Here is a 20,552-nt window from a genome sequence, read left to right as displayed (position 1 = left end):
GAGGGCCCCGGCGTGCATAACCATGCCGATTCCCCTGCCGGACCGACCGTTTCTGGGCCTAACCGGCACGGTTGTGCTTCCTGAGGGCCCCGGCGTGCATAACCATGCCGATTCCCCTGCCGGACCGACCGTTTCTGGGCCTAACCGGCACGGTTGTGCACCATCACCGCCACCGGCCCGACACCCATCGCCCCGGTTAGATCCGCAGGCGGCCGCTCAGGGCGCGGGACAGGGTGAGCTCGTCGACGAATTCGAGGTCGCCGCCCAGGGGCATTCCGGAGGCCAGTCGGGAGACAACGAGGTCGGGGAAGTCCTTGAGCAGGCGGGCCAGGTAGGAGGCGGTTGCCTCGCCCTCGGTGTTGGGGTCGGTGGCGAGGATGACTTCGTGGATCTGGGGTTTGTCGTCGAGAAGCGGGGCGTCGGGGGTGGAGTCGGCGAGCTCGCGGTCGTCGAGGACGCCGCCGATGCGCTGCAGCAACGTGGAGATGGTCAGCTCGCGTGGGCCGACGTTGGCCAGGGGATCGAGTGCGCCGCCGAGGACGTGGTAGCGGCCGCTGAATTCGCCGGTGCGCTCGATGACCTGGATGTCCTTGGGTTCCTCGACCACACAGATGAGGCCACGGTCGCGGCCGGAGTCGTTGCAGATGCGGCAGACCTCGTCGCGGGAGATGTTGCAGCAGATGCGGCAGAAGCGCACGCCGTCACGCACGGCCCCGAGGGCGTCCTGGAGGCGGGTGATGTCGTCGGGGTCGACGTTGAGCAGGTGGAATGCGATGCGCTGGGCACTCTTCGGGCCGATTCCGGGGAGTCGGGAGAGTTCGTCGATGAGATCCTGAAGAGGGCCTTCAAACACGGTTGTGAGTCACCTATCTTTAAACGGAGCTTAACCAGCCCAGTATCGCACATGGCAAGACCGGACATCGAAGTGCAGTCACGCACCGACGATGTCCGGCCTGGGGAGGTTTTAGAAGAGGCTGCCCATGTCGCCGCCGAAGCCCTGGGACAGCGGGCCCATCTTCTCCTGCGCGAGGTCGGCGACCTTCTTGTGCGCGTCGAGGAAAGCGCCCTGGACGAGGTCCTGGAGGGTCTCGACATCATCCGGGTCCACAACCTTCGGGTCGATGGTAACCGCGGTGACCTCGCCGGAGCCGGACATGGTGACGGTGACCAGGCCGTTTGCCGCATCACCGACGACGGAGGATGCCAGGATCTCCTGCTGCGCGGCCTGCAGCTGTGCCTGCATCTGCTGGGCCTGGGCGAGGATCTGGGACATGTCTGGCTGAGTCATTATTGACCTTCCTGAAAGATGGTGGAATCCGTTTGCGCACGAGTCTACCGACGGCCCGCCACTGGCGCGCACGAAAACCCGTCGGTTCGCTCTCGGCTTACAGCGGTTTCGCCCCGAGCTCCGCGGCGAGCAGTTCCATGGCGATGGCCTTGGCATCACGCCGGTCCATCTCGCCGGGTTCGCGGGCGGCCTCGCGCATCATCTCCTCCTCCTCGCTTTGCGACGCCCACCTCTTCTCCCCTCCCCCACCAGCCGGGGGTTGTGGCGCCGGGGTGGTCGGGGTTGCCTGCGGCGCCGACTGTGCGGGGGCAGCCTGCTGGGTCCGCTGTGGGATCCCCTCATCAGCGCTGTAGTCATAGGGATCCTCACCGGGGATGGGATAATCCTCCGGCTCCGGCGGCAGGGGCACACCACCGGAGAACGGCGCGCTGGTGCCCTGCTGTGCCTGACGGTGGGCCGTGGCATTGGCTGCGGCCTGCTCCGCGCGTTCCCGCCAGGAGAGTTTCGAGTCCCCTTCAGTGCGGGGTCTGGGCGTGGGGGCCGGAGGAGCCGCAGGGGCTGGCGGCGGAGTGGGCGGCGTGGGAGGTGCAGCTGGCTGATCGTCGCCGATCTTTACCGGCTTACCCCATCCCCCACTGCTGGGAGCCGGACTCTCAGGCTCCTCTGGCTCATCGGGTGCCGCAGCAGGCGCGGGGGCCTTGGGGTGCTGACGGGACTCCTGAGGCTGACTCGGCATCTGCTGCTGAGCCGGTTGGTCCTGCGGCGCGGGTCTGGTGGGGTTCCAGGTCGGTTGTTCAGGCTGCGCCGAGGTGGTGAACCCGACCGCTGACGGGTCGGTACCCACCACGCATTCCACAGCCAGGCGGGTGCCCAGTTCGCGTTCCAGCACGGTCACGAGCACCTCGTTGTGCTCGGGTGCGTTGAGACGGTTCGCCAGCGCCCCCGTGCTGTGCCCCAGCACCAGCGTGTTCTGCCGGATGCCCAGCACCTTGGCCTCGGTGAGCATGATCTCGGTGCGGATGTTCTCCTTGCCCACCAGCGCGCGCAGCTGCGCCCACTTGGAGCGGATCGTCGGCAGCAGGTCCGCAGCGGACACGGCTGGTGCCGCAGGCTCAGGTGCTGGCTCCGGTTGCTTGACGGGCTCCGGTGCAGGCGTGGGTTCGGGTTTCTTGACGGGTTCCGGTGCGGGTTCCGGAGCCTTAACCGGTTCCGGGGCTGGTGTCGGCGCCTCCGGTTTCTTCGGCTCCGGGCGCTGACCATAGCTTTGCGACGCCGCCAACGCCTTCGCCCTCGCCGCCGCAGCAGCACCACCCGGTCCGGAGAAGGCGGGAGCGGTCGCGGCAGCAGCGGGTTGGGCCGCACCCACCGCAGGGGCGATGACCTGCGCGACCTGGCCGCGGGAGAGCAGCAGGCGCACGCAGAGGATCTCCAGGAGCAGGCGTGGTGAGGTCGCGCCACGCAGGTCCGCCAGGCCGGTGTTGACCATGGAGGCGAGGGTGGCCAGCTCATTGCCGGAGAACATCGCGGCCTGGTCGGTGAGGACCTGGGCGCGGTCGGTGGGGGCGTCGACAAGCCCGAGGTCGAAGGCCTCGGGGACGGTCTGGAGGATCATGAGGTCGCGCAGGCGGTCCAGCAGATCGGTGGCGAAGCGGCGGGGGTCGTGGCCGGCCTCGATGACGCGGTCGATGGTGGCGAACATGCAGGCCTTGTCGTCGGTGGCGAGGGCGGTGATGGCTGCGTCGATAAGCGTGAAGTCGGTGACCCCCAGCAACGGCAGGGCGCTCTCGTAGCTCAGGCCGTCGGGGCCGGCGCCAGCGAGCAGCTGATCCAGGATGGAGAGGCTGTCGCGGGGGCTGCCGCCGCCGGCGCGGATGACCAGGGGGTAGACAGCATCGTCGACGTGCACGCCCTCCGCGCGGCAGGTGCGTTCCAGCAGCCCGCGCATGGCGCCCGGCGTGAGCAGCCGGAATGGATAATGGTGGGTGCGCGAACGGATCGTGCCGATGACCTTGTCCGGTTCGGTGGTGGCGAAGATGAAGATGAGGTGCTCCGGTGGTTCCTCCACGATCTTGAGCATCGCGTTGAAACCCTGCGGGGTGATCATGTGCGCCTCATCGATGATGAACACCCGGTAGCGCGACTCCGCGGGGGCGTAATGCGCCTTCTCCCGCAGCTCACGCATGTCATCCACACCGTTGTGGCTGGCGGCGTCGAGCTCGGTGACATCCAGATTGCCTGGCCCGCCGGGGGCCAGGGACACACACGAGTTGCACACTCCACACGGGGTGGAGGTCGGCCCCTGCACACAGTTCAGGGACCGGGCCAGGATGCGTGCCGACGATGTCTTGCCACACCCACGCGGACCCGAGAACAGGTAGGCGTGATTGATGCGTCCACTATCCAACGCGACGGAGAGCGGGGCGGTCACATGCTCCTGCCCCACCACCTCGTCGAAACTTGCCGGTCGATACTTGCGATACAGAGCCACGCCTTGAGCATACCCGGGCAGACCGGGCTCACCAGACCGGCCAGTCAGGACCAGCCGGGACTAGCGGTGCAGGTCGAGCAGATCGACCTGCTGTGCCGCCATCTGCTGGAATAACACATCACCACCGTGCTGGGCGGCCACGGCGAATTCCTCATCGGTGAGCAGGATCAGCTGGAGTGGCAGGGTCAGACGCGCCAGGCCGGAATCCTCATCATCAGGCTCCACACTCACTTGACCGGCCTCCTCGCGGACAAAGGGGATCTCCGGACCCCAGATACGCGGGTCGGCCAGGATGCCGTGGTTGACGGTGTAACCCTCCTGCGGGAGGTTAGCCAGGATGCCCACGCCGGGCAGGACCTGGCCGGGCTGGGCGTGCATGGGCACCATGTCCGTTGTCCCGGTCGGGGACGAGGAGAGGGCGTCGCGGTAGGCGAGGGAGGCGTCGTGAAGCATGGTTGCGGCGGCCGCCACGGCACGACCCGGCACGCTGGCCTCGGCGCGCGCGAGACACAGCAGCTCACTGCGGACCTCAACACTCTCCGCATCGGCCGCGGTGACCAGACCGGTGTTGACCCGCCCGAAGTCAACGGTGCAGGCCACAGCCTCGCCGGGCGATTCCGGGTTGATGTTGTCGAACACCGCCACCGTGAACGCATCCACGCGGTGGAATGCCGCCTCGCCGGGGAACAGCCTGTTCACCCAGTACGCGGTTTCCTGGATATTCACTTAACGCGCATAGTGCTCCGCCGCGGCGAGCAGAACACAGGTAGCCACGCCGTCCATCGCAACCTCCAGCTCCTCCACGGGAGGCAGGGACGGCGCGAGACGGATATTGCGGTTGTTGGGATCCTGACGCAGCGGGAAGGAGGACCCCGCGCCGGTCAGGGCGATGCCGGCCTCCTTGGCCAGTTCCACCACGCGGGAGGCGGTGCCGTCGACGACATCCAGGGAGATGAAATAACCGCCGGTGGGGTGGGTCCAGGTAGCCACGCCGTACTCACCGAGACGGGTCTCCAGGATGTTCAGGACGGTCTCGAACTTCGGCGCGAGCGATGCCGCATGCTTGCGCATGACCGCACGCACGCCCTCCGCGTCGCCGAAGTAACGGGCGTGGGCCAGCTGGTTGACCTTGTTCGGGCCGATGCCGCGGATGCCCGCGATGTCGGTGTACCAGGAGCGGTTGGCCTCGGAGGTGATGAAGAAGGACACGCCCGAACCCGCCAGCGTGATCTTCGAGGTGGAGGTGAACGCCCAGAAACGGTTGGGGTTGCCGGCCGCCTCCGCGATGCCGACGATATCGAGGATCTCCGGGAACTCCTCGGTCAGGGTGTGCACGGCGTAGGCGTTGTCCCACACAATGCGGAAGTCCGGCGCTGCGGTCTCCAGCTCGGCGAGCTGCTTTGCGACGTCCTCACTCACGCTGTACCCAGTCGGGTTGGAGAAAGTCGGCACCACCCACATGCCCTTGACCTGTGGATCCTTCACCAGCTCCGCGACCGCTGCGACATCGGGGCCGTCCTCGTTCATGGGCACGGTGATCATCTCGAAGCCGAAACGCTCCGAGATGGAGAAATGGCGGTCATAGCCGGGGACCGGGCAGATCCACTTGACGGTCTCCTCGTCCTTCCACGGACGCTCGGAGTCATTGTTGCCGAAGGTGTGGGACCAGCTGATCACATCGAACATGATGTTGAGGCTGGAGGAATCACCGGCGAGGACCTGCTCCACGGGGATGCCCATGAGCTCAGCCCAGATCGCGCGGATGTCCTGGATACCGGTGAGCCCACCGTAGTTGCGGACATCGGTGCCGTCGGCGGCCTTGTAATCGCCCTTGCCCGGCAGCGCCAGGAGGTCATCGGCGAAATCCAGCTGCTCGGAGGACGGCTTACCGCGGGTCAGGTCCAGTTTCAGGTTCTTGGCCTTCAGATCGTTGAACTCGGCGGTTATGTTCTCACGGAATGCGGCGAGCTGATCGGCATCGAAATCGTGCAACTGGACGGAACTCATGACGGTGAACCTCCGGAAGTGGTGGCAGGGGAACAGCCGGTTTCAGGGCTGTCCCGCGGGTGCAGAGTGCGGGAAAAGACCACAAAAAAAGAGCAGCAGCCTCTGGGCCACCACTCTAGACGTTTAAGGGGATCCCGCGCACCCGTCAGAGCTCGCTGACCCTTGCTGCATTCCTGCCCTGGGGGAGTTCACAAGATAAACGCCGCACGGGATCCTGTAGACAACATTAGCGGACTCGGGGCGGAAAACGCTAACCAGGGGGCCATATGTGGGTTGAACTGGCGATTTGGCATGGGCCATGGCTTTTGTGTACGCTATTCCCAGAACGAAACAACCATGTGTTGTTAATGTTCTGCTGGAGGATTCGACTAGCGGCCTATGTCGCTCGCCTGGAACGCGGGTTGGGAGCAATCCCTCAGGGGTTCAAATCCCCTATCCTCCGCAATAGGGATCAGCCCCCTCGGTGATTATCACCGAGGGGGCTGGTTCTTTTGTCTGATGTTTCTAGTGTCCCAGCGCGCCGAACACCGCGTGGGCGATGAGGTTATCGAGCCTGCGCACATCCACTCCCCTGCCCAGCTTGATCTTGATGACACCCACCCGTGTCCACAGCTCCAGCTCCGCATTGAAATCCAGGGTGCCGGCGTTCTCCGAGGACCACATGTCGATGGATTTGTAGGGAAGCGAATACATCTCGACCTTCTTGCCGGTGATGCCCTGCGCATCCTTGACGATCATCCGCCTGTCCGTGAAGATCGCCGTATCCCGGAACGTCTTGTATGCCGTCACCGGCACCTCCCCGGGAACCAGCAGCGGGCCGACGTCCTGGGGCACCGGGACCTCCTGCTGGAATTGCCATGATGTGATTGCGGTGAGTTCGGCTGCCATTGCGCTGTCTCTTTTCCTCTGAGGTTGTACGGTCACCCCACACTCTATTGTCCAGGGTGGACACGGCTGTTCGAATTCGCGCTGACTTGTTGTTCCCTATACTCGCGCCCATGAAAACTATCGTGATCACAGGTGCCTCCGATGGCATCGGCGCCGCTGCCGCCCGCATCATCCGCGCTGCCTGCCCTGAGGACAAGTTGGTTCTGGTGGGGCGTAATCCGGGGAAGACAGAGGACGTCGCAAAGCAGCTCGACGCCGAGTGGCACACGGCCGACTACGCCGACCTCGACCAGGTCCGCCGCCTCGCCGGTGAACTCGCCGCACTGGACCACATCGACGTGCTGGCCAACAACGCCGGCGGCATCTTCGCGGGCCCGAAACAAACCGTCGACGGTTTCGAACTGACCTGGCAGATCAACGTGGTCGCCCCCTACCTGCTCACCAACCTGCTCCTGCCCGTCCTGCTCGAGTCGGGGGCATCCGTGGTGGCGACCTCCTCCACGGGGTCACTGTTCGCCAAATTCGACGAATCCGACCCCAACACCTTCAAGGGGTTCACCTCCGACCGCGCCTACGGCAACGCCAAACTGGGCAACATCCTGATAACCAAGGAACTGCACCGCCGTTACCATTCCGCCGGGATGAATGCCGTGGCCTTCCACCCCGGCATCATCTCCTCCAACTTCGGGCAGGAGGACGCCGGCCTGCTGGGCAGGATGTTCCAGAGCCCGGTCTCGCGATTCTTCTCCACGCCCGACTTCGGTGGCGAGAACCTGGCGTACCACATCGCCGGTGTACCGGGCATCCACTGGGAATCAGGGCGCTACTACGACGAAAAACGGCGCCCCGGCCGCCAGCGCGCGATTGCCCGCGACCTCGATGTGGCCCGTCGGGTATTCGACGACATGGCTGTTTCGCTGGGGGTGGAGTGGCCTGAGCGGTGAGGGCAACGAGGGACGCGGTCATGGCCCGTCTGTCTTACTCAGCTTCACCCGGGTGATCCGGTTGCCCCTGACCTCGGCGACTTCCAGTTCATAACGGATATCTCCCGCATCGTCCTCGGCATCAATGGTGTAGTCCGCGGGGATCTCCACGACATCACCCACAGTGCCCAGGCGCCCGAGCTTCATGACGACCCACCCCGCCACCGTCTCATAGGGACCCTCCGGGAGCAGGATGCCGGAGACATCGGCGAAGTCCTCCAGGTTGGTGCTGGCGTCCATGAGCTGGGATTCATGCAGCTGCATCACGGCGCGGTGTTCATCCCGGTCGTATTCATCCCAGATCTCACCGACGAGTTCCTCCAGCAGATCCTCCAGGGTGACCAGACCGTCGGTGCCTCCGTACTCATCCACCACCATGGCGAGATGGTTGCCGCTGGCGCGCATCTGTCGCATCGCCGCAGGTAGCCGCAGCGTGCCGGGGAAGTACTGGATGGGGCGGGCTATCTCCCGCAGAGGCAGATCGCCCTCTCCCCTGGTGGCGGCCTCCAGCAGGCCACGGACATGGATGAAACCGATCGTGTCATCAATGGTCTCCTCATAGACCGGATAACGGGAATACGGCTGGTTGCGGATGGCGTCAACCACCTCCGCAACGCTTTCCGACGCCTCGAAGGCCACGACATCCGAGCGGTGGCGCATGATCTCCGTGACCAGGCGGTCATTGGCCTCGAAAACATCCGCGACGATCTCCCGCTCCCCCTGTTCAAACCCCTCAAAGGAGGTGACGATCTCCACCACCTCCTCCTCCGTCATGTCCTCGGTGCGGGCATCGGGATCGAACCCGAGCAGCCGGAGCAGCAGGTTGGAGGAGCCGTTGATCAGCCAGATCACCGGGCGCATCAACCGGGCGAAGATACTCAGCGGCGGGGCGACAATCAGCGACACCCGCTCCGCCTTCTGCATGGCGATACGCTTCGGAACAAGCTCGCCGAGCACCAGCGACAGATACGACACGATGAGGGTGAGCACCACCAGGGAGACCACACCGGCCACATCCCCGGGCACACCCCACCCCTGGAGCACCGGGGTCAGCTGCGGGGCAATCGTGGAGGCACCGAACGCCGAGGAGAAGAACCCGGCAAAGGTCACCCCGATCTGCACCGCGGAGAGGAACAAGCCCGAATCGCGGGCCAGTCCCGCCACGGTGCGACCTGCGCCTTTCGACCGTTCCAGACGCCTGATCTGCGACTCGCGCAAACTCACCAGGGCCATCTCCGTGGCGGCAAACACACCACCGATGAGGACGAACACCAGCACCAGCAGGGCGCTCAACCAGACGCTCATTTATCTGCACATCCTGCTGCGGTTTCGGTAAGGCCGGTGAAGATGAAGGGTTCGAGGGAGAGTGTGGTGGGGTCGAACACGGCCAGCAGTTCCACCGGGGTGGAGATCCCCTCGTAGCCGAGTGAGGAGGCGAGGGAGGAGATGACGTGGGTGAGGGGGGCGTCGACAAGCATCTCACGGAGGGTGACCGCCCCGTCGCGCTTGGCCAGACGCTGACCGCGCGCGTTGAGGACCAGCGGGACGTGCACGTACTCCGGGATCGCGGCACCCAACAGCGTGCAGAGGTAGGCCTGGCGGGCGGCTGAATCGAGCAGGTCATCACCGCGGACGACCTGGTCGATATCCTGGTAGGCATCATCGGCCACCACAGCGAGATTGTAGGCCCACCCCGGTTCCTGCCCGCCACGCAACAGGATGAAATCATCCACGTCTCCGGTGACCTCACCGCGCAGACGGTCCCTGACGGTGAAATGGTCCACCTCCGCGCGCAGCCGGATCGCCGGGTGGCGGTTCTGGGCGGCCAGCTCGGCGCGGCGCTCACCGCGTTGCCCCGGGGTCAGGTCGCGACAGGTCCCCGGATACATCCCCGGCTTCGCATGCGGCGCGCGGGAGGCCTCCTGGATATCGCGTCGCGAACAGTAACACTCATAGGTATCCAGCTGGGCGATCGCGGCGCGATAGGCATCATGGCGGGACGACTGATAAAGCACATCACCATCCCAGTCCAGCCCCAGCATGGACAGATCAGACAGCTGACGCTCCGCTGACTCCATCGTGGAACGCTGCTCATCGATATCCTCGACGCGCATGAAAAAATCCCGACCGTCGTGGCGGGCGAACAACCACGCGAGCAGAGCGGTACGGAGGTTACCGAAGTGGAGATCACCACTCGGTGAGGGAGCATATCTTCCAGCCATGGACTACACACTAACCGTGACGGGCCGGATGGGGTTCGGATGGAACCGGCGTCCATCTCCCATTTCAGCAACAGTTACCCCGCGGTTTAAGGTAGTGGACGTGAAAAATAACGACGATACCCACAAGCCTGGGCAGGGCGTGGCCGTTGCACCAGCAACCCCCACGTCCGGTAAAGCCCAGTTCATCCCCGTGCAGGCCAGCCTGTACCCCGTTCTGGTCGCACTGTTCACCGCGATTTTCCTGATCTCCAACATCACCGCCTCCAAAGGCGTTGAAATCGGCCCCCTGATCACCGACGGCGCCTTCTTCCTCTTCCCCGCCGCGTACATCATCGGCGATGTCCTCGCCGAATGCTACGGCCTCAAAGCCACCCGACGCGCCATCATGACCGGATTCCTGGTCACCATCATCGCCGTCATCTCCTTCTACATCGCCATCTGGCTACCCGCCGCCAGTTTCTGGGACGGTCAGGAATCCTTCGAAGCCACCCTCGGCCTCATCCCGCAGATCGTGCTCGCATCCCTGGCGGGCTATATCGTCGGGCAGCTCCTCAACGCCTACGTTCTGGTCGCGATCAAGAAACGCACCGGCGAGAAAGGCCTCTGGGCGCGCCTGCTCGGATCCACAGTGGTCGGCGAATTCGGTGACACCCTGCTCTTCTGCGCCATCGCCGCCCCGGTCATTGGTATCGCGACGTCTGGCGACTTCATCAACTACGTCATGGTCGGTTTCCTGTGGAAGACCCTCATCGAGGTCCTGCTACTCCCCATCACCTACGCCGTGATCGCCTGGGTCAAACGCCGCGAGGGATACGGCACGCACTGAGCTGCCGGCAGCCGGGCGGGAGGGTGCAGTGCACAACCGTGCCAACTTCCCGGTGGACTGGGCCGTTCCGGTGACTAGTGGGCACGGTTATGCGCGGAAGGCCGGCGCAGTCACCAATTCGGTGCCCCAGAACCCTGAAACGAACAAAACCGTGCCTACTCCCCCGCGGAACCGACAGTTTCCCACCCTAACTGGCACGGTTGTGTGGCGGTATGCCGGAATGACCGGTGATTCTGCGGGCCGGAGTCCCGAAATGTGCACAACCATGCCAACTCCACCCTGAAAAGGACCGCCCCGCGGCCTAGGTGGCACGGTTGTGCTCACTACAACGACATTTACTTCTTCCCGGCGTAATACCTCCCCAGGAATTCGGTCTTGAACTCGTGGTAGGTGCCGTTGTCGATGGAGGTGCGGATGTCGTCGACAAGCTTGATCATGAAGTGCAGGTTGTGCATGGTGCACAGGGTGCCGGCGAGGAATTCCTTGGCCTTGAGCAGGTGCTGGATGTAGGCGCGGGTGTAGTTCTGGCTGACGTAGCCGCCGACTTCCTCGTCGATGGGTCGGAAATCGCGCTTGTAGCGGGAGCTGACCAGGTTGAGGCGTCCGTCGAGGGTGTAGACGCCACCGCGGCGGCCGAGGCGGGTCGGGGCGACGCAGTCAAAGGTGTCGGCGCCGGCTTCGATGGCCACGAAGAGGTCATCGGGTTCGGAGATGCCCAGCAGGTGGCGGGGTTTGTCGTCGGGCAGCTCGTCGCAGACCCAGCCGACGATGGTGCCCAGGTTCTCCTTCTCCAGGGCGCCGCCGATGCCGAAACCGCCGAAACCGCGGCGACCCTCGTCGGCCGCCTTGCGGTCGAGTTCGAGCAGGCCGTGCACCGCTTGTCGACGAAGATCCTCGTACTGCGCGCCCTGCACCACGCCCCAGAGCGACTGCAGTGGCTTGTCCACCCGTTCCTGCGTCAGGCGCTCATGTTCCAGCAGGCAACGCTGCGCCCAGCGGCGGGTGCGTTCAACGGATTCCACCTGGTAGTCGTAGGTGTCGATGAGGGTGGTCAGTTCGTCGAAGGCGAAGATGATGTCGGCGCCGAGCTGGTGCTGGATCTGCATGCTCACCTCGGGGGTGAAGCGGTGTTTGGAACCGTCGATGAAGGATTTGAAGTCCACGCCGTCATCGTCGACGTGTGCCATGCGTTCCTTGTTGGCTGCCTTGATGTCCTCGCGGGTGAGGTTGGTGGTGTCCATGGCCAGGACCTTCTTGAATCCCGAGCCCAGGCTCATGACCTGGAAGCCGCCGGAATCGGTGTAGGTGGGGCCGTGCCAGTTCTCGAAGGCGGACACTCCCCCGGCCTCGTCGACGATGTCGGGGCCGGGCTGCAGGTAGAGGTGGTACGCGTTGGACAGGATCGCCTGGGCACCGGTTTCGCGGATCTGTTCCGGGGTCAGGGTCTTGACGGTCGCCTTGGTGGCCACGGGGATGAAGGCCGGGGTGTGGATGTCACCATGGGGGGTGTGGATGGTGCCGGTGCGCCCGTGTTTGCCGGGGGCTGGGTCGTCCAGCTGGTTGTGGAGCGTGAACGAGAGATCGGTTTTTTCCGCAGACATGGTTGTCCACTCTACTGCCTGACCTGGCTGCGCTCCCATTCCTTTTCCAGGGCGGAGCCCTCCACGTCCAGGCTCGGCAGGATGCGGTCCAGCCAGCGGGGCATCCACCAGGTGGCCCGGCCCATGAGGAACATCGACGCCGGAACCAGCGCCATGCGGATGAAGAAGGCATCGAAGAACACACCCACGCCGAGGGCGAAGCCGAAGACCTTGATGAAGGGCAACGGCTGATCGATGAAGGCCACGAACACCGCGATCATGATCAGGGCGGCGGCGGTGACCACGCGGGAGCCCTGGGTGTAGCCCTCGATGACGGACTGGTCGACCGCACTGTACTTCGATCCGGGCATCCCGCGGCCGTTGTGGTGGGAGTAGTGCTCGCGCATGCGGGTCACCAGGAACACCTGGTAGTCCATGGCCAGGCCGAAGGTGACACCGATGAGGAAGATCGGCATGAAGGAGATCAGCGGGCCGGGTGTGTTCACGATGCCCCACAGTCCCTCCTGCCAGAACAGCACCGTCACACCGAAGGCGGCACCCACGGACAGTAGGAAGCCCAGGCCCGCGACCAGCGGGACCATGAGGGAGCGGAACACCAGGATGAGCAGGAAGATCGCCAGTCCCACCACCACGGCGAGGTAGACGGGCATGGCGCCTTCGAGCTGTTCGGTGATGTCCTGCTGCACCGCGGTCAGACCGGTGGTGCCCAGTTCAACACCGGTGGCATCCTCCATCTGGATCTCCTGGGTGCGCAGGACATGCAGCAGGTCGGTGGTGGCGGGGTCAGCCGGGCCAGTGAAGGGGCTGACCAGGACCTGGGCTGCGGTGGCGTCCTCGTTGACGCCGATGATCTGGGCGTTTTTGACATCCAGGTTGGAATCATAGGTCTGGGTGACATAGAGGAACGTCGCAAAGCGGGCGGCCGCCTCGCGGTCGAAGTCGGGGTCGCCGACGTCCTGGACGTTGATCAGGGGCTGCAGCGCCAGCGCATCCGGGTTGACCTCACGCGCATCCACCACCACCAGGAACGGTGCGTTCACCCCCGCCCCGAAGCCCTCCGCCATGAGTTCGGCGGACTGGCGCTGGGTGGTGTCGATGTTGGAGGTCGAATCCGACGGCAGCGCGAGCTCCAGGTTGGTGACCGGGATGGACAGCGCGCCCAGCCCCAGCACCACCACGGCCACCACCAGGCCGGGCACCTTCTGCACGAAGGTGACCCAGGTGCGTCCCTTGGAGCGTCGGCTCAGTGCCTGCTCCCAGGTCTGGCGCGGGGTCGGATTGCCGCCGATGCCGGGGATCTTGCCCTTGAACGCCCGCCCACCGAGCACACCCAGCAGCGCCGGGATGAAGGTGATGGCGATCAGCACGGCGATCAGCACGGTGAACGCCGCCGAGATGCCCATGACGGTGAGGAAGCCGATGTCCGCGATGGCCAGGGCCACCAGCGCGATGATCACGGTCGCGCCGGCGAAGACGACGGCGGACCCCGCGGTACCCACCGCCATGCCGGCGGCCTCGGCGCGGGGCATGCGTTTATATTCGGCGCGGTAGCGGGACAAGATGAACAGGGCGTAGTCGATGCCCACGGCCAGGCCGATCATGACGGCCAGCACCGGGGTGATGTTGTTCAGTTCCATGAAGGCGGTGGCCAGCACGATCGACAGCGCACCGATACCCACACCGATGACCGCGGTGAGCAGCGGCAGGCCCGCGGCCACCAGGGAGCCGAAGGTGAAGATCAGGACGATGAAGGCGATGCCGATGCCGATGATCTCACTGGTGGTCTTGATCTGGATGGGATCACCGAATCCGGGGCCACCGGCCTCCACGCGCACGCCCAGGTCACGGCCCTTGTCCAGGGCATCGTTGATGGCGGCCCGGTGGTTGTCGTCGACGTATTCTGGGCCGGGCACATCAACGTTGAAGGTGGTGTAACCGATGCGCGCGTCATCGCTGAGCATCTTCAGGTTGGCGGCGTCCTCGACGGCCGATTCCTCCGGCAGCCCCATCTCGGTCATCTGCCCGACGATCTGTTCCTCCAGCGCGGGCGAGACCTCCACGGGGTTGCCGAAGCGTTCGGTGCCGGTCATCTCGTCCCCGAGGTTCTCCCGGAGCGTGTCGACGACCACATCCACAGCCTCGCGCATCTCGGGATGTTCCAGCGTCATGCCCTCGGGTGCCTGGAAGACCACGTTGATGCCGGCTGCGGTGACGGGGTTGGGTTGATCGGGGAAGTTCTCCACGAGCGAGACGGTCGCGTCGATCGACGGGGTGTCCTCGATGGTGAAGGTGTTGGTGAACCCACGCTGCAGTGACAGTGCCAGACCGGCGACGATGGCCAGGATCACCAACCACGCAGAAATAACGATCCACTTGCGGTTGTAGGACCACCGGCCCAACCTGAATAGCAGTTTTGCCACTGGGCTGTTTCTCCTCTGACCGTACTCATGAGCGTACTCAGTTCTTCTGTCTGTCCAACTTACCCCCGTCGGGCGGGTTTCCGGGAACTGGAGAAACCAGGCACGGTGGCGGACTGGCGTACCCCTGGAGCCCGACTCCCATGGGAGACTTCCCCACCCGGGTGACACACCCCGGTGATTTTTCAGGCGATTATCCCCTGATTCCGGATGGACAAACTAAATGTCCATTTTTCCCACCCTTGCCACAGCATTCTGCAAGTATTTCCCCACCCAACCATCCATCCTCGTACACTGATTCCAAGAAGAAATGTGGTCTGAGTCACTAATCAATAGAGGTGCACCATGGTTAACAGCTTCACTTCCGCCCCCGCCCGCCACCTGTCCATCATGATCATGCTCTTGGTGCTCGTGGTTGCAGGCATGCTGTCCCCAGCTGCCGCGCAGAATTCCACCACCGTCGCCGGGCTGCCGGTCTACTGTCTGGCACCGGATGGCGTGGTGACACCCCCTCCCGGGACCACCAGCAGCCAGCTGCGCCCCCACTGGTACATCGGTCTTAATTCGGATCCGTCCGAGTACGTCGGGGATGTCATCACCTACCGGACCGGTGTCAACTACGGGCCCCACCCCACCGCGTTCGGATCCATGGATGAACACGGCACCCTCACATTCACTGCGCTCGACAACCCCGGTTCCACCACCGAACAATCCAACACCGGGGATATCCGCTTCTTCGGTATCGCTTTCCGGAATGAATCCGGCCTCTACACCGAGTCCCCCACCCCCGTCTTCGCCATGTACATCGGCCCCTCCCGGGAGGCAATCGAGGGCAAATGCGGCGGCACGTTCTATGACTCCGCCGGTCATCTCCGCACAACGGACCATATCTACTGGGAAACAGCAGCCAAGGAATCCGTCCTCCCTCTCGGCCACGAGTACACCGCGCCCCAGGCCCAACCCCGGGCAGCCTCCAGCAGCTAACAACCACGAAGAGAGAAAACCGCCTGTCAGCATCACTGCTGCCAGGCGGTTTTCCACTGGCGGTGGCGGGGGGATTTGAACCCCCGGTTGGGGATTACCCAACAATCGCTTTCGAGGCGATCACCTTCGGCCGCTCGGACACGCCACCGCGAACCAGCTTAACGGTTTGGTGAGGTGTCAAACAAATCAGTTAGTTGACAGCCTCGGGGTGCTCCACATCGGGGTCATCCTTCTGGAAGGAACCCAGCACCTTGTTGGCACCATCCCTGATCTTGTCGCCGGCATCACTCACGGCTTCCTTGATGTCGGCCTTGGTCTGGTCGGCGCGACCCTCATTGGCCAGGGATTCGTTGCCGGTTGCCTCGCCGAGACCTTCCTTGATCTTGCCGCCAGCACCTTCAGCCTTGTTGGACATGTCGCCCATGATCTTTCACTCCTTATGATTCAACGAGTTACTGCTTATAGAGCCCCACTGTAGTGACGTCAACCAGCCTGGAGTGGGTTGTTATGAAAGTTTCATCAGGCTGTAATTAACGCTGCCCGGAGAAGAAATCCGTCATCAATGCAGCACAGTCGTCCTCCAGCACGCCACCGGTGACCTCCGCGCGGTGCAGGACGGCCGGATCCCTGACCACGTCGAAAACCGATCCGCAGGCCCCGGTGCGGGGTTCAAACGCCCCGAACACCAGGCGGCCCACCCGCGCACCCACCAGGGCCCCGGCGCACATGCTGCAGGGTTCCAGGGTGACCACCAGGGTGCAGTCGGTCAGACGCCAACCGTCGGTGTAGCGGCGGGCGGCGCGTCGTAAAGCAATGATCTCGGCGTGCGCGGTGGGGTCACTGTCGGTTTCGCGGCGGTTGGTGGCGGTGGCCAGGATCTGATCGTCGGGTGAGTAGATGACCGCGCCCACGGGCACATCCCCGGGCGGGGTCTGCCGGGCGATCTCGAGGGCGTGGCGCATGCGGCGTTCATCCTGGAGCACACGCCGCGGGGTGGGAAGAACCCCCATCAATCCATGCCCGTGACGCGGGCGAGCTCGTCATCGAAGCCGAGTTCCTCCGCAATGCGCAACAGCTGCTCGGAGGGTGCCAGATCCATGTCATCGCAGATGACGGACAGCACCTCCTCCGCGACACCGAGATCGGAGAGGATATCGAAATCGCCCTCCGGCCAGGGATCCACATCATCGAGGTCATCCGGGTCGAGGTCGGGGATGTCGGCGTCGAGTTCATCCATGATGGAGGCGGCGAAATCATCATCGACGGCCATCGTGGCATCGGAGAGGAAGGCGAAGGTATTACCGGGGGTGGGGCGGACGATCACGAAATACTCATCCTCAACGTTGAGCAGGGCGAAGGCCGGTCCCTCACTGCGCAGACCGCGGACCGCCCTGACCGAGGTGGCGATCCCGGTGAAATCATCATTAAATCGACTCACATGCCAGCGACCATCGGCCAGGGTGGCTGTGACCGCAAAGCTAAAACCGTCATCCATAGAGCTAACCGTAGTAGCAATGTGTCACACTTGTCAGGTGACTACCAAAGACATTTCCCGCCCGGTTTGTATTCTCGGCCTCGGCCTCATCGGAGGATCACTGCTCCGCGATCTCCATGCCGCTGGCCACACTGTTTTCGGTTATAACCGTTCCCGCTCCGGCGCCCGTTCCGCCGTCACGGAGGGCTTCGACGTCTCCGCGGAGCTCATCCCCACCCTCGAGCGCGCCGCCGAGGAGGACGCCCTCATCGTCCTCGCCGTGCCCATGACCGCGGTCGAGGAGCTTCTCGACGACATCAACACCCACGCCCCCACCTGCGGTTTCACCGATGTGGTCAGCGTGAAGACAGCTGTCTACGACGCCGTCAAGGCCCGTGGCATGCAGGACCGTTATGTGGGCAGCCACCCGATGGCCGGCACCACCGAATCCGGTTGGGGGGCGTCCATGACCGGTCTGTTCAAGCGGGCGGTGTGGGTGATCACCTTCGACCACCTCATGGATGCGGAGAAGGTGTCCGCCCACTGGACGGGCATCTGGAAGGATGTCTGCCAGATGGCTGCCGCGGTGGGTTCGGAGGTGGTGCCCGCCCGCGTCGGCCCCCATGATGCCGCAGCGGCTCGTGTGTCCCACCTGCCCCACCTGCTCGCGGAGACCGCCGCCATCGTCGGTGACAATGGTGGCGCGCTGTCGTTATCGCTGGCGGCCAGCAGTTTCCGGGATGTCACCCGCGTGGCCGGCACCGAACCGGGGTTGGTGCGTGCCATGTGCGAGGGCAACGCCGACGCCCTGCTCACCGCGCTCGATGAGGCGCTGGCGATCCTGCAGGAGACCCGTGACCACCTGGCTACCACCCCGCCGAGTGTGGAGCAGCTCGCCGACAACGGTTACCGGTCCCGCCTGCGTTATGAGGCCCGCACCGGGCACGGCCGCTCCCAGGAGTCGGTCAGTCCGATGCTCACCTCCTCCCGCCCGGTGCTGCGCATGCACCCGGGCCAGCCGAACTGGGATAAACAGCTCATCCACGCCGAGACCCTCGGCGCCCGCATCGAGGTGTTCTAACCCTGCTTGTCGACGCCCCGACCACCGCGCGCTCCCCGCACCTGCCGGGGGTACGGGTGGGCGAGGGGGCGTCGACAAGCAAAAAAAATCCCAGCCTGATCGGCTGGGATTTTTCTGCATTGTGCGCCCGGAGGGATTCGAACCCCCAACCTTCTGATCCGTAGTCAGATGCTCTATCCGTTGAGCTACGGGCGCAGTGCAGATTGTGGCTTACGCGCTCTCTGCAACGACTGATTACATTACACCGGGTTCTATTTTCCTACAAATCCGCAGCTCATGCGCCGGGGAAGAGGAAAACCCGCACCCTGGGAAAGCCGGGGTGCGGGTTCAACATTCACGCAGAGGTCACCTGTTATTAAAGGACAATCCCGAAGACGGGGATGGCGACCAGATAGGTGAAGACGGTGATCAGCACGACGGCGATGAGGTTGAGCCACAGGCCACCCTTGACCATCTCACCGATCTTGACATAACCGGAACCGAAGGCGATGGCATTCGGCGGGGTCGCGACGGGCAGCATGAAGGCGCAGGTTGCGGACAGGGCGACCGGGATGGTCAGCAGCAGAACATTCTGCTCGCCACCGGCGGTGAGGCCGATACCTACGGCGACACCACCCATAATCGGGAGGAACGTTGCGGCGGTGGCGGTGTTGGAGGTGAATTCGGTGAGGAAGAGCACCAGGGCGGACACCGCGAAGATCAGCAGGATGATCGGCAGAGCCTCCAGGTTCTTGGCCAGTTCACCGATCCAGAGGGACAAGCCCGTCTGGGTGAACATGGCGGACAGGGACAGGCCACCACCGAAGAGGATGAGCACATCCCAGGGGGTTTCATTGGCGGTCTTCCAGTCCAGCAGACGCTCACCATTTTTGAAATTTGCGGGAATGGTGAACAGGAGGACACCGGCGATGATGCCGATCATGGCATCGTGGATGGCCAGCTCGGAGCCGGTCCAGTCCAGGATGAGCGGAACGAAAACCCAGGCCAGGGCGGCAGCGAGGAAAACGATGCCCACGGTGATCTGTGGCGTGGTCCAGGGGCCCAACTTCTTGATCTCCTCCCGGATCAGTTCCTTGCCACCGGGGATCTCATCGATCTCAGGCTTGAACACGGTGGTCAGCACCAGCCAGGCCAGGACGGTGAAGATGATCGCGATCGGCACACCGACGAGCATCCACTGGCCGAAGCCGATGGTGATGTCGTGGGACTCGGACATATAGGCTGCCAATAGTGCATTCGGCGGGGTACCAATGAGGGTGCCCACAGACCCAATGGAGGCGGCGTAGGCGATGGCCAACATGAGACCGGTGGCAAACTTCTTCTGATTCTTCATTCCACCGACGGTTTCTGCGGTGAGGACCAGAACTGACATGCCAATCGGCAGCATGACCACGGCGGTGGCGGTATTGGAGACCCACATCGACAGGAATCCGGTGGCAATCATGAAACCCAGCACCAGCTGCTTGGGTTTGGTGCCTACGGCAAGCACGACCGCAAGTGCCATGCGGCGGTGCAGATCCCACTTCTGCAGACCAAGTGCTAGCAGGAAGCCACCCAGGAACAGGAAAATGGTTGGGTTGGCATAGGGCGAGGCGGCATCAGCGAAGGAGGACACCTGGAACAGCGGAAAGGCAATCAAGGGAATCAGTGCGGTGGCTGGCAGCGGTATCGCCTCGGTCATCCACCAGGCACCCATCAGCACGGTGGTGGCAGCGGTGATGCGCATGGCATCACGGGAGTAGTCAGCTTCCGGGTCGAAACCGGCAGACCCTGCCACAACCTCCACGGCATTAGAGGGGAAGAACAGGTAGACCAGTAGTGCCAACACCACACCTGTGACCAGACCGCGGGCCCGGCGGTGCCATTCCCTCCGGTTCCCGACCCGCATCACCTCACCGACATCACCGGCACCCCCGGTAGAGCCTTCTTTCGTTTCAGTTGCGCTCATCGCCATCTTCCTCCTTTTCTGAACTGCCTTTTTGAGACCCGGGAATCCTAACCCCGCCAGTTAATCAGAATGCAAAGGACACTAAGAGAATATGATGTGATCAAATTGACTGATGGGGGTTACATGCGACACAACCTGCATGATTGCGATTACCTGTTGACAGACTGAAATTTAACTGTCCAACCCCAATGGCCACCCCCATCGACGAAAGTGAACCCTGCCGAAAACAACACTTTGTACGCCATGCGCACATCCGGGAAACCCCTTCCCCATTCCTCCCCGGCGCAGGTAAGACGGCGGAAAGACAAACATCCCGGTTGAGCAGTCAGCTCAACCGGGATGTTT

18 protein-coding genes, 3 tRNA genes and 1 other RNA gene are annotated in these 20,552 nt (G+C 63.8%); 5 read left to right on the top strand and 17 right to left on the bottom strand.

The genetic code is table 11. From position 1 onward, the window contains the following. Window positions 1–196: 196 nt before the first annotated feature. The 6 genes from H9627_RS06400 to ffs all read right to left on the bottom strand — a co-directional run bounded on the left by H9627_RS06400 (window position 197) and on the right by ffs (window position 6,002). Window positions 197–853 carry a recombination mediator RecR gene (locus H9627_RS06400; RefSeq protein ID WP_191733170.1) on the bottom strand — a complete coding sequence of 219 codons (657 nt, stop codon included), beginning with the start codon at window positions 851–853 and terminating at the stop codon, window positions 197–199. Window positions 854–964: 111 nt separating this feature from the next. Further along, on the bottom strand, window positions 965–1,288 hold the full coding sequence (locus tag H9627_RS06395) for a YbaB/EbfC family nucleoid-associated protein (protein ID WP_191733169.1): 324 nt from the start codon (window positions 1,286–1,288) through the stop codon (window positions 965–967). 97 nt (window positions 1,289–1,385) lie between these two features. Next, window positions 1,386–3,776, bottom strand: coding sequence for a DNA polymerase III subunit gamma and tau (locus H9627_RS06390; RefSeq protein WP_191733168.1), 2,391 nt, complete (start codon window positions 3,774–3,776; stop codon window positions 1,386–1,388). Between the two features lie 60 nt (window positions 3,777–3,836). Beyond that, window positions 3,837–4,502, bottom strand: a complete 666-nt coding sequence (locus H9627_RS06385) for a suppressor of fused domain protein (protein WP_191733167.1) — start codon at window positions 4,500–4,502, stop codon at window positions 3,837–3,839. Next, window positions 4,503–5,783 carry an aspartate transaminase gene (locus H9627_RS06380; protein ID WP_191733166.1) on the bottom strand — a complete coding sequence of 427 codons (1,281 nt, stop codon included), beginning with the start codon at window positions 5,781–5,783 and terminating at the stop codon, window positions 4,503–4,505. A 122-nt stretch (window positions 5,784–5,905) separates the two neighbouring features. After that, an RNA gene (ffs, locus tag H9627_RS06375) (signal recognition particle sRNA small type) lies at window positions 5,906–6,002 on the bottom strand. Between the two features lie 138 nt (window positions 6,003–6,140). On the opposite strand from ffs, the gene H9627_RS06370 reads away from it, so the two are divergent. Beyond that, a tRNA-Ser gene (locus tag H9627_RS06370) sits at window positions 6,141–6,225 on the top strand. Window positions 6,226–6,287: 62 nt separating this feature from the next. Here H9627_RS06370 and H9627_RS06365 read toward each other — a convergent pair. After that, on the bottom strand, window positions 6,288–6,671 hold the full coding sequence (locus tag H9627_RS06365) for a PH domain-containing protein (protein ID WP_191733165.1): 384 nt from the start codon (window positions 6,669–6,671) through the stop codon (window positions 6,288–6,290). 110 nt (window positions 6,672–6,781) lie between these two features. Here H9627_RS06365 and H9627_RS06360 point away from each other — a divergent pair, with 110 nt between their 5' ends. After that, entirely contained in the window at window positions 6,782–7,615 is an 834-nt protein-coding gene (locus H9627_RS06360; RefSeq protein WP_191733164.1) for an SDR family NAD(P)-dependent oxidoreductase, read from the top strand. A gap of 18 nt (window positions 7,616–7,633) precedes the next feature. Here the strand turns inward: H9627_RS06360 and H9627_RS06355 are convergent, their stop codons facing one another. After that, complete coding sequence (locus tag H9627_RS06355; protein WP_191733163.1) at window positions 7,634–8,959, bottom strand: hemolysin family protein; 1,326 nt, start codon at window positions 8,957–8,959, stop codon at window positions 7,634–7,636. Next, window positions 8,956–9,876 (bottom strand): tRNA glutamyl-Q(34) synthetase GluQRS, encoded by a 921-nt coding sequence (gene gluQRS / locus H9627_RS06350; protein WP_191733162.1) that lies wholly within the window; start codon window positions 9,874–9,876, stop codon window positions 8,956–8,958. Before gluQRS ends, H9627_RS06355 begins: the two co-directional genes overlap by 4 nt. Here gluQRS and H9627_RS06345 point away from each other — a divergent pair. Then, on the top strand, window positions 9,875–10,702 hold the full coding sequence (locus H9627_RS06345; protein WP_225213532.1) for a queuosine precursor transporter: 828 nt from the start codon (window positions 9,875–9,877) through the stop codon (window positions 10,700–10,702). The genes gluQRS and H9627_RS06345 overlap by 2 nt on opposite strands. Window positions 10,703–11,037: 335 nt before the next feature. Here the strand turns inward: H9627_RS06345 and tgt are convergent, their stop codons facing one another. Both tgt and H9627_RS06335 read right to left on the bottom strand, forming a co-directional pair. After that, on the bottom strand, window positions 11,038–12,303 hold the full coding sequence (gene tgt, locus H9627_RS06340; protein ID WP_404826193.1) for a tRNA guanosine(34) transglycosylase Tgt: 1,266 nt from the start codon (window positions 12,301–12,303) through the stop codon (window positions 11,038–11,040). 11 nt (window positions 12,304–12,314) lie between these two features. Beyond that, window positions 12,315–14,723: an MMPL family transporter gene (locus H9627_RS06335; RefSeq protein WP_191733159.1), complete on the bottom strand. Its 2,409-nt coding sequence runs from the start codon at window positions 14,721–14,723 to the stop codon at window positions 12,315–12,317. Window positions 14,724–15,065: 342 nt separating this feature from the next. On the opposite strand from H9627_RS06335, the gene H9627_RS06330 reads away from it, so the two are divergent. Further along, window positions 15,066–15,704 (top strand): hypothetical protein, encoded by a 639-nt coding sequence (locus H9627_RS06330; protein WP_225213531.1) that lies wholly within the window; start codon window positions 15,066–15,068, stop codon window positions 15,702–15,704. A 57-nt stretch (window positions 15,705–15,761) separates the two neighbouring features. Here H9627_RS06330 and H9627_RS06325 read toward each other — a convergent pair. The 4 genes from H9627_RS06325 to H9627_RS06310 all read right to left on the bottom strand — a co-directional run bounded on the left by H9627_RS06325 (window position 15,762) and on the right by H9627_RS06310 (window position 17,199). Then, window positions 15,762–15,852, bottom strand: a tRNA-Ser gene (locus H9627_RS06325). Window positions 15,853–15,894: 42 nt separating this feature from the next. Continuing rightward, entirely contained in the window at window positions 15,895–16,128 is a 234-nt protein-coding gene (locus H9627_RS06320) for a CsbD family protein (RefSeq protein ID WP_191733158.1), read from the bottom strand. 106 nt (window positions 16,129–16,234) lie between these two features. Then, window positions 16,235–16,714 (bottom strand): tRNA adenosine(34) deaminase TadA, encoded by a 480-nt coding sequence (gene tadA / locus H9627_RS06315; protein WP_191733157.1) that lies wholly within the window; start codon window positions 16,712–16,714, stop codon window positions 16,235–16,237. Then, window positions 16,714–17,199 (bottom strand): tRNA adenosine deaminase-associated protein, encoded by a 486-nt coding sequence (locus tag H9627_RS06310; protein ID WP_191733156.1) that lies wholly within the window; start codon window positions 17,197–17,199, stop codon window positions 16,714–16,716. The genes tadA and H9627_RS06310 overlap by 1 nt, the downstream gene beginning before the upstream one ends. Window positions 17,200–17,236: 37 nt before the next feature. On the opposite strand from H9627_RS06310, the gene H9627_RS06305 reads away from it, so the two are divergent. Then, complete coding sequence (locus H9627_RS06305; RefSeq protein WP_191733155.1) at window positions 17,237–18,259, top strand: prephenate dehydrogenase; 1,023 nt, start codon at window positions 17,237–17,239, stop codon at window positions 18,257–18,259. A 122-nt stretch (window positions 18,260–18,381) separates the two neighbouring features. Here the strand turns inward: H9627_RS06305 and H9627_RS06300 are convergent. Then, window positions 18,382–18,454, bottom strand: a tRNA-Arg gene (locus H9627_RS06300). A gap of 160 nt (window positions 18,455–18,614) precedes the next feature. After that, window positions 18,615–20,207: an SLC13 family permease gene (locus H9627_RS06295; protein ID WP_191733154.1), complete on the bottom strand. Its 1,593-nt coding sequence runs from the start codon at window positions 20,205–20,207 to the stop codon at window positions 18,615–18,617. Window positions 20,208–20,552: the final 345 nt, after the last annotated feature.

The sequence above is a fragment of the Corynebacterium gallinarum genome (assembly GCF_014837045.1).
In the GTDB taxonomy this organism is placed as follows: Bacteria; Actinomycetota; Actinomycetes; order Mycobacteriales; family Mycobacteriaceae; genus Corynebacterium; species Corynebacterium gallinarum.
This window is presented reverse-complemented; position numbering and strand designations above follow the sequence as displayed.

Bases quoted from the DNA above. Each gene is read 5' to 3' on its own strand.
- H9627_RS06395 (WP_191733169.1), bottom strand. From the start codon at position 1,288: ATGACTCAGCCAGACATGTCCCAGATCCTCGCCCAGGCCCAGCAGATG.
- H9627_RS06380 (WP_191733166.1), bottom strand. From the start codon at position 5,783: ATGAGTTCCGTCCAGTTGCACGATTTCGATGCCGATCAGCTCGCCGCA.
- H9627_RS06365 (WP_191733165.1), bottom strand. From the start codon at position 6,671: ATGGCAGCCGAACTCACCGCAATCACATCATGGCAATTCCAGCAGGAG.
- H9627_RS06360 (WP_191733164.1), top strand. From the start codon at position 6,782: ATGAAAACTATCGTGATCACAGGTGCCTCCGATGGCATCGGCGCCGCT.
- H9627_RS06355 (WP_191733163.1), bottom strand. From the start codon at position 8,959: ATGAGCGTCTGGTTGAGCGCCCTGCTGGTGCTGGTGTTCGTCCTCATC.
- H9627_RS06345 (WP_225213532.1), top strand. From the start codon at position 9,875: ATGGACTACACACTAACCGTGACGGGCCGGATGGGGTTCGGATGGAAC.
- gluQRS (WP_191733162.1), bottom strand. From the start codon at position 9,876: ATGGCTGGAAGATATGCTCCCTCACCGAGTGGTGATCTCCACTTCGGT.
- tgt (WP_404826193.1), bottom strand. From the start codon at position 12,303: ATGTCTGCGGAAAAAACCGATCTCTCGTTCACGCTCCACAACCAGCTG.
- H9627_RS06330 (WP_225213531.1), top strand. From the start codon at position 15,066: ATGGTTAACAGCTTCACTTCCGCCCCCGCCCGCCACCTGTCCATCATG.
- H9627_RS06320 (WP_191733158.1), bottom strand. From the start codon at position 16,128: ATGGGCGACATGTCCAACAAGGCTGAAGGTGCTGGCGGCAAGATCAAG.
- tadA (WP_191733157.1), bottom strand. From the start codon at position 16,714: ATGGGGGTTCTTCCCACCCCGCGGCGTGTGCTCCAGGATGAACGCCGC.
- H9627_RS06310 (WP_191733156.1), bottom strand. From the start codon at position 17,199: ATGGATGACGGTTTTAGCTTTGCGGTCACAGCCACCCTGGCCGATGGT.
- H9627_RS06295 (WP_191733154.1), bottom strand. From the start codon at position 20,207: ATGAGCGCAACTGAAACGAAAGAAGGCTCTACCGGGGGTGCCGGTGAT.